We start from the raw sequence: 8,527 nt of genomic DNA, 5'->3' as shown, positions 1-8,527 counted from the left end.
GAGAAAAAGACCGGGTAAGGGATGATTATTTGGCTGATGCAGGAATTAAGGTTCTGAGGTTTTCCGATAGAGAAGTATTGAAGGATATTGAGGCTATCTTGGAAAAGATATGGATGAATTTAAATTAATCAAATCTCCCCTGGCCCCTGTTTTCCAAAGAGGGGAATTTGGGGAGGGGTATTTTCCCGAAGAGGGGGATTTGAGTGGGGTTCTTTTCAAAATAGGGAAAGTTTTTTGGGGGGGGGTCTTTTTTAAAGAGGTGAAAATTTGGGGAGGAGTTTTTTTCAAAGTGAGGGGAAAGTTTTGATAGTTTCCACTTTGGAAAAGGCGACCCTCCATTTCTCTCCCCCTTAAGAAAAGGGGGAATAAGGGGGATTTGAGATTATAAAATCTCCCCTAGCCCCTCTTTTCCAAAGAGGGGGAATTTGGGGAGGGGTATTTTCCCGAAGAGGGGGATTTGAGATTATAAAATCTCCCCCGGCCCCTCTTTTCCAAAGAGGGGGAATTTGAATGGGGGCCTTTTTCAAAGAGGGAAAAATTGTATAACAGCCTTGTATTAACAAAGTTGAGGAATTCCTAGGGTGGATAATATCAATTATTTCTTTTTTGGCGAGCCAGGCCTTGGAAATCTGTTTGGAGGGTATGGTTTAATTTTTTGGGGTTTAAGTTTTCCCGCATTTCTTTACCTTATGGGGTCCGGAATCAGTGTCCTTTGGTCAAACGGAAAAACATTTTCCATGGGGGGTTGGGTTCCCGGGACCGGAAGCAATTGGTTTCCTTCTTTGTTCTGGGGACAATTGGGCTTGGGGTTACTTGCCCTTTTTTTATATGCCCATTCCCAGGAACTTTTGTTGCGGTCCGGAAGACTGGTTCTTTTTGTCACGGGGTTGGGTTTGTTGGCTTTGGCTGTGGTTTGGCCCAAATTGTCTTTTGAAATTCAGGGGGCGGAGGTCTTTTTAAAAACGCTTTGCATCTCTAGTTCAGTTTTAGGGTTGATTCTCATGGGAAATTTCAGAGATCCTCAATTTGACCTTCGGGAAGCGATCCAAGACCGGATGGCGGGAAAGAGTCCTTCACCCTATCACTATTTCTACCTGGGTAATGTTTTAAAACCCCTTGAAATTTTAACCCAAGGGGAACGGGGTTTATCGGTGTATGTTTCCGGGCCTCGAAAGCTATTTTGGACAGCCCCTTTTTATGGCGTCAACCTTCAAAACCGGATATGGAATTTTGAAAAAGCACCCTCCGCGGAGCCGGATGCTTTTGTTTTTCACCAAACGGAGGAGGATCAGGACCTTTTTTATTTGGGTCGTCGCATTTCCCCAAGGGAGGTCACACTGGATTCGCGTTATATGCTGATTTTCCAAGACTCAAACGCGCTTTTCTTCCTAAAAAAATCTCTCCTGGATCATCCAGGACGGAAGACGGATTTGGAGAGGTACTATGAGGGAATCTACCCGGAACTCAATCTTTTTGCCCGGAGGCTCACCTCCCAAATCCATTCCGACGGGGTCATATTAACTTCTTCACCATTGGGGTATTCGCTAAAACATTTGGAATTGAAGGGGGATATTTCTCAGACCATTATTTTCGTTCCCAACGGAATGGAAAATGAATTTGGGAAAACCCTTCCCGAGAAGATCATTTTTTCTTTAAAACGGCCGTTGGAAGGATTTAACAGTGAAGTGTGGATACTGTTCTCCCTTCCCGAGGGAGAATTTCAGGTTTTTAAAAATGAGAGGCCATAAAACCTTAATCGGGGTTGACCTTGGAGGCAGTTTTCCAAAATGGGCAGATTCCGGGGAACGATTTTAAATGATGATTGAGATTTCCGTGGTGGTTCCTTGTTATCGTTCTAAAGGAACCATCCGTGACTGCTTGAACGCGATCATGGCGCAAAGTCTACCACGGGATTCCTATGAAGTCATTGTGGTGGATAGCTCAGATGACGGAACGGATGAATTGATCCAAAAGGATTTTCCATCGGTTCATTTAATACATCTTCCTCAAAAAACCCTTCCGGGTGAAGCGAGAAATTTGGGGGTAAAACAGTCTCAAGCCCCACTCATTGCCTTTATCGATTCTGATTGTGTCCCGGATAAAGATTTACTGAAAGGGATGGTTCAAGGAATGACGGATGATCATTATGCAGGAATTGGGGGTTCCGTTTTAAACGGGACGCGGGAAAGTCTTGCAGGGTGGGTTGAATATATCCTTAGTTTTAAGGAGTTTTCCCCCAAACACCCAAAGCACCCCACGGGTCATATTCCCACCTGCAATCTTTGTCTGCGCCGGGAGGTTTTCGAAAAATACGGTCCCTTTCCCACGGATTTTTTTCCGGGGGAGGATTCGGTTTTTAACTGGCGCCTCTCCAGCGCCGGGGAAACATACCTTTTCGACCCCGCACTACAGGTCTCTCACCTTCACCGTACAGATTTCTGGCGGGTTTTTCAGCATCAATACCGGTATGGCCAGGCTTTTGCGATTACTCGTAGCCGTTTTTCCATGCCCGGACGGATTTTTGTGGTCTTTCCGCTGTTATCCCTTTTCATTCCCTTTGTGCGATGGGGTTCGATATTAGTTAAACTTCGATGGAATCTTCGGCTTTTGGCGTTGTCTGTATTGCTCAGCCCTTTTCTTTTTTCAGCCTTGGTGGTCTGGGCTTTTGGTTTTTGGCGCCAGCTGCAGGAGGAAGAAGAATCCCAAAGTAGAAATTTAAAATGAAAATTTTGGTCCTTGCCACCACATTTCCTCGATGGTCGGGAGATACCGAGCCCTCTTATGTGTTTCGGTTGTCAGCCTCCCTGGTCAAAGAGGGAAATGAGATGTTTGTCCTGGTCCCCCATGCCCCGGGTGCAAAAAGGGTAGAGGAGGTGGAGGGGTTAAAAATTTTCCGGTTCCGCTATTTTTACCCTGACCGATGGGAGAAATTGTGTTATGAAGGGGGAATTCTTCCAAAACTACGATCTAATTTAATGGCCTGGGTCAATCTCCCTTTTTTTCTGGGGTGTCAAGCATGGGCCATTGGACATACCATCTGTCAGGAGAAGGTGGATGTGGTCCACGCCCACTGGCTTTTGCCTCAAGGGCTTTTTGCCGTCCTTTGGTCCTTTTGGTTCAAAGTTCCCGTGGTAACCACGATTCATGGAAGTGACCTGATGGTATTTAGACGGGGGCCCTTTGGGTGGTTGATTCGTTTCGTGTTGTCCCGAAGTGCCGCTATTACGGTCAACAGCCAAACGCTGAAAGAGAAAATTCCAACGAAATTTAAAGACCGTGTATACTTAATTCCAATGGGGGTTGATTTCGAGGTTTTTCATCCCGGAAATCAAAGAGAAGCAAGATTAAAGGTGGGTTTGGGTGATGAAGTACTTCTACTAGGGGTTGGCCGGTTATCAGAACAGAAAGGCTTTCACTATTTAATTGAGGCCGTTTCTTTTATTCGTGAAGAATTTCAAAGTGTTCGGTTGATATTAATCGGTGAAGGGCCGGAACGGAAACGTTTGATTCAACTGGTGGAAAGATTAGGTCTACAAAACGTGGTTGAATTTAAAGGGGGAATCCCCCAAACTCAATTGGCGGACTATTACCGTGCCAGTGATGTGTTTATTCTCCCATCTATAAGGACGAAACGGGGAGAAGAAGAGGCCTTTGGTTTGGTGTTAGCCGAGGCAATGGCTTCGGGACTCCCTGTCATCGGAACCCGGACCGGTGGGATTTCATCTTTAATAGAAGACCAAAAGACCGGATTGATGGTGGAAGAGGGAGATCCCCCAGGGGTGGCGGCGGCCATTCGGAGGATTTTATGCGAAGGGGCTTTACGGGATCGGCTGGTTCAAGGAGGTATGGAAAAGGTGAAAGAAAAATGTGAGTGGAATCATATCGCCTCCCGATTTGATCAAATTTTCCAGCAGGTAAAGGGACCCCACTCCAGCATGGGGCAGGAGGATTAAATGTTAGGTTGGGTTGGGTTGGTTATCATATCTTTTGGAATCTTTGGTGTCTGGTTCCTTCTTTTTTCTTTTTGGGGATTTAAAGAAGAGGGAAACGTGGATCGATTGATTGCTTCTGCTGTTGGGGCGACTGCCCAAATCATTTTAGTGGAAATTCTTTTGGGCCATTTGGGTTTCCTGACGCTGGGGGGAGTATTACTGATTCATTTCTTTTTTTCTGGAATCCTGTTGGGAGGCTTATTTTTCAGAGGGTTGATACCCCTCAGAAACTTTGCTGTACCGTTCAAACAAGTAGGCAAAGATATCCCCACCTGGTGGGAAAGGACGAAGGGATGGGAAAATGGAATTCTTATGGGCCTTACCCTTCTATTAATCCTATGGCTTGGTGTTGCCGCCTACCTGTTTCCACCGAGGGGAATGGATGATGTATACCATCTCCCTCCCGTTTATCAATATTACCAGGATCACCGGATCTCCATTCTTCCTTTAGATCTGCGGCCTCAATTTGCTTATCCTCAAAACGCGGAATTACTTTTCTTATGGTTTTTAATTTTTGTTGGGGATGTCCGTGTGGTGGACATGGTTCAATTATTCCTCATTTTTTTAGGCTGTCTGGCCATCTACTCGCTGGCTACCCGTTTGGGGAGTCCCCCCCGCGTGGCCCTTTTTGTTTCCCTTCTTTTTTCATTTTCCCCGGTGGTGGTTGGACAAGCAGGGAGCGCCTATGTGGACCTGATTATTTCGGTCTATTTTTTGTCCGCATTGGCTTTGGCGGTGGGGTTTTGGCAAACCGGCCGTTTCGCTTCTTTTTATATGGTGGGATTGGTGGCGGGCTTATTGGTTGGGATGAAATACTCCATGGTTTTTTTGGTGTTAGGAATTCAACCGTTGGTTTTGTATCCCCTTTGGAAAGGCCTGGGGTTTGAGGGAACCCGACCCGCCCTCATTTATATTTTGCTTTTTATTATTGGGGGGAGTTATTGGTACTTAAGAAATCTAATGGTGTTAGGAAGTTTTTTAGGACCTTCCGTTTCCTAAGTACCGCTTTTTTCTGTTTAGAAAAGGGGGTATTTGAGATTATAAAATCTCCCCTGGCCCCTCTTTTCCAAAGAGGGGGATTTGGGGAGGGGTCTTTTCCCGAAGAGGGGGATTTGGGTGGGGTTCTTTTTCCAAAGAGGAGAAGGTTGAATGGAGTTCTTTCCAAAGAGGAGTGAGTTTGGGGAGTCCTCTTTTCCAAAAAAGGGAACCCTTATAGAAATCTCCCTTTAGAAAAAGGGGACTCTCCCTTTCTCTCCCCCTTAAGAAAAGGGGGATGAAGGGGGATTTGAGGTTATAAAATCTCCCCTGGCCCCTGTTTTCCAAAGAGGGGCAGTTTGGGAAGAGGTCTTTTCCAAAGAGGGGAAGTTGGGGGAGGGTTCTTTTCTAAAGAGGGGGAAAGTTTTGAAGGTTTCCTCCTTAAGAAAAAGGGGACTCTCCCTTTCTCTCCCCCTTTAGAAAAGGGGGATGAAGGGGGATTTGAGGTTATAAAATCTCCCCTAGGCCCTCTTTTCCAAAGAGGGGGAAGTTGGGGTGGGTCTTTTCCAAAGAGGTGGAATTTGGGTAGGGGTTCCTTTTCAAAGAGGAATAAGGCTCATAATTAATGTTAAAGAAGGATGAAACAAAGGAATGGTAGATCGGGGTTTTGAATATCTGACACAATTTTTTTTCGGGGATTTAGGGCTGGGAAGCCTTCACGGGGGATTTGGGTTAATTTTTTGGGGTTTGTGCTTTCCCAGTCTTCTTTACCTTTTCGTTAACGCCATTCGGGCGATCCGTCATCCTGTTTTTCCTTCTTTCCCCCAATGCTGGGAAAAAGAAAGTCAGCATGCAAAGAAGGATTTTTTTCCTTTTTTCTTTTGGGGGCAGTTCGTCATAGCCTTGGCTGCCCTATTTTACTATGCGGTTTCTATTGATTTACTCTCCCGTTCGGGAAGGCTCATTCTTTATGTGACCGGTCTGGGATTGGTGGCTTTAGGAGTGGTTTGGCCAAAAATTACCAGTGAATTAGCCGGGACACGGCCATTCCTAAAACTGTTGTGCCTCGGAGGGGTATTATTAACCTTTGTTCAATTGGGAAACTACCGGCTTCCCATGCTAAACCTTCAAAGGCCGCTCTCTGATCGGGTGGAGGGAAACACCGGATCTCCCTTTCGTTATTTGTTTATGGGAGAAGTCCTTGAGTCTTTGGATCTCCTCACTCAGGAGGGGCGGGGTTTAAATGTGTATGTGGCCGCTCCTCATGGACTCTTTTTTACGACCCATTTTTACGGTTCCAAAGTTCAAAACCGGATTTGGAATTTTCAAACCCATCCCTCCCAGGACCCCGATGCGTTTGTTTTTTTCCATGACCCTTTGGACAGGACCATTTATTACCTGAACCGGAGAATTGCCCCAGAGGATGTAATTTTCGATCCCAGGTATCTTTTGATCCTACACGATGTAAACTATCTGTTTTTTTTAAAGCGTTCTGTTCTGGAAAATCCGGTTCAGCGAAATACGCTCTCGGATTTCTACGGGGGAATATCGTTTCAGTTAATTCCCCTTGCCCGAGAGATCGCCGCTGAAATGGACCCCAATGCCGTAATCTTGACCAGTACACTCATGGGGTATGCATTTCGTCATTTGGAATTAGCCAACGAGTTTCCCATCCGGGTGGTTTTGGCCCCGGCGGGGGGGGATGACCTGGTGGCCCAGCGTCTTGGGGAAAAGGTCATTTATTCGTTGGGTCGGCCTCTCCGGGGATATCAAGGAAAGTCGGTGAAAAAATTTCTCTTGGGTGAAGAAGAATTTGAAGTTTTTCGAAATGTCAAAGAGGGATAATTTTTTTTTTGGATTTGAGCAAAGGATAAGGCGGAACCCATAATGATGATGGATTGGAAAAAAGGAATTCCAAGGTCTCTCTCTTTAGGGTTGGCTTTTGGTTTTTTCCTGGGCGTTCTCCAGGCGGACCCTTTCGAGGAAAACCTTTCGGCGGTGATGCATTTCTTTTATCTTTCCCTTCCCATAGGGGTTCTGGTGGGGTTGGTTTTAGGGGGTGCCTTGGAGAAGATGGGGGGGGAGACACATCCGTTGGATGCCCTACTCTTGGCTTCCTATTTCCTTTATTTGGGGTTTTTAAAAACCTTGGGTTGGGGTTTTATTCCCTGGGTTGCAGTGGGGTTTGCTCTGGTGGCGGGTATCCTTTCCTGGTTTTTAGGGATTCGGGCGTGGAAAGGAAAAATCATTTTATTGTTTCATGGAATGGGATATATGTCTGCTCTATATCTTTTTCTTCATCTGAAACGGTATTTTGAGGGTTGGGATATTACGCTGGCCAATATCCGGCTATTTTTTCAATGGATTTTCTAGGGATTTCAACTCTTCCTATAGTTTTCCTCATTCATTCAGGAACCCCCTCTTTAAAAAATTATGTTTAGAAAAATTACCGTCCTAAAGTTCTTGGACCGTTGGGTTGGAAAAGCAGTGATCAAGGGGTTAGGCTGGTATTTGAAAGTAGAGGAGACCCATGGGATATTTCCCAAGGAGCAGATCCAGCGAATATTACTCATCCGCCCAGGGGGGTTGGGGGATGCTGTTTTGCTGGCACCCATGATCGATGCGGTCCGCACCCATTATGAGGGAGCTGTATTGGAGATTTTGGCGGAGGTGAGAAATGGAGACATTTTTCGTTGTGAGGGGTCTCTGGCGGATCGGTTATATTTTTATGATCGTGGGGTTGACTTATTTAGGGTCCTGAGGAGATCATACGATTTAATCATCGATACCGAACAATCCCATTATCTCTCCGCTCTGGTGGCTCGATTGATTCAAGCAAAATATCGTGTTGGGTTTGGAACCAACGAACGCAGAATTCTGTTTCATCGCAGGGTGGACTATTGCCAAGAGGATTATGAAATCAACAGTTTTCTCCACCTCATGGAAGCCATTACCGGGGCAACATTTTCTTTCCATCCGGATCGCCCTTTTTTCCCCAAACCGGGGAAAGAGGAGGAATTTAAAACACAGGAATCTGTTTCTCCCAAAAAACCAATGCGGGTTTTAATGGCCCCCGGGGCCACCATTCCCGAACGAAAATGGGGTTGGGAGAAATACCGGGAATTGGTGAAACGTTTTTTGGATCGGGGGGTGGAAGTGGTGCTCATCGGGGGACCCATGGATCGTTCCGAATCCAAACACATTACCGATCATCTGGTAGGGCCCTTGGTGGATTTGACAGGACAAACCAGCCTGAATGATTTGTGGAAAGTCATTGGTGAAGGAGACCTTTTGATTTCTTGTGACACAGGGGTTTTACATTTGGCCTATGGGGTGGGTACTCCCTCGTTAAGCCTTTTCGGTGCGGGAAGCGAGGTCAAATGGGCTCCCAAAGGGAAGCGCCATCGAAGTATTAATAAACACTTTTCCTGCAGTCCCTGTACTGTTTTTGGGGTAACTCCCCCCTGTCCCATTGAAGTGGCCTGTTTGGAGACGATTTCTGTTGAGGAAGTGGAGGAGGCCGCATGGAAATTATTAAAGGAGATAAGATCCTAATGGGT

7 protein-coding genes are annotated in these 8,527 nt (G+C 46.0%); all 7 read left to right on the top strand.

Features of this window, described 5'->3' with window-relative positions; translation table 11 throughout:
• Positions 1–581 precede the first annotated feature (581 nt).
• The 7 genes from VGB26_05025 to VGB26_04995 all read left to right on the top strand — a co-directional run bounded on the left by VGB26_05025 (position 582) and on the right by VGB26_04995 (position 8,522).
• Positions 582–1,748, top strand: coding sequence for a hypothetical protein (locus VGB26_05025; protein ID HEX9757149.1), 1,167 nt, complete (start codon positions 582–584; stop codon positions 1,746–1,748).
• Positions 1,749–1,815: 67 nt separating this feature from the next.
• Entirely contained in the window at positions 1,816–2,724 is a 909-nt protein-coding gene (locus tag VGB26_05020) for a glycosyltransferase (GenBank protein HEX9757148.1), read from the top strand.
• The gene (locus tag VGB26_05015; GenBank protein HEX9757147.1) at positions 2,721–3,953 is read left to right on the top strand and encodes a glycosyltransferase; all 1,233 of its coding nucleotides are present in this window, start codon (positions 2,721–2,723) and stop codon (positions 3,951–3,953) included. Before VGB26_05020 ends, VGB26_05015 begins: the two co-directional genes overlap by 4 nt.
• Positions 3,954–4,991, top strand: coding sequence for a glycosyltransferase family 39 protein (locus VGB26_05010; protein HEX9757146.1), 1,038 nt, complete (start codon positions 3,954–3,956; stop codon positions 4,989–4,991).
• Between the two features lie 627 nt (positions 4,992–5,618).
• Positions 5,619–6,812: a hypothetical protein gene (locus VGB26_05005; protein HEX9757145.1), complete on the top strand. Its 1,194-nt coding sequence runs from the start codon at positions 5,619–5,621 to the stop codon at positions 6,810–6,812.
• A gap of 42 nt (positions 6,813–6,854) precedes the next feature.
• Positions 6,855–7,340 carry a hypothetical protein gene (locus VGB26_05000; protein HEX9757144.1) on the top strand — a complete coding sequence of 162 codons (486 nt, stop codon included), beginning with the start codon at positions 6,855–6,857 and terminating at the stop codon, positions 7,338–7,340.
• A 60-nt stretch (positions 7,341–7,400) separates the two neighbouring features.
• Complete coding sequence (locus VGB26_04995) at positions 7,401–8,522, top strand: glycosyltransferase family 9 protein (protein ID HEX9757143.1); 1,122 nt, start codon at positions 7,401–7,403, stop codon at positions 8,520–8,522.
• The last annotated feature ends 5 nt before the right edge of the window (positions 8,523–8,527 follow it).

Source organism: Nitrospiria bacterium (assembly GCA_036397255.1).
Lineage (GTDB): Bacteria > Nitrospirota > Nitrospiria > DASWJH01 > DASWJH01 > DASWJH01.
The sequence above is the reverse complement of the archived record's forward strand: the minus strand, read 5'-3'. Positions and strand labels throughout refer to the sequence as shown.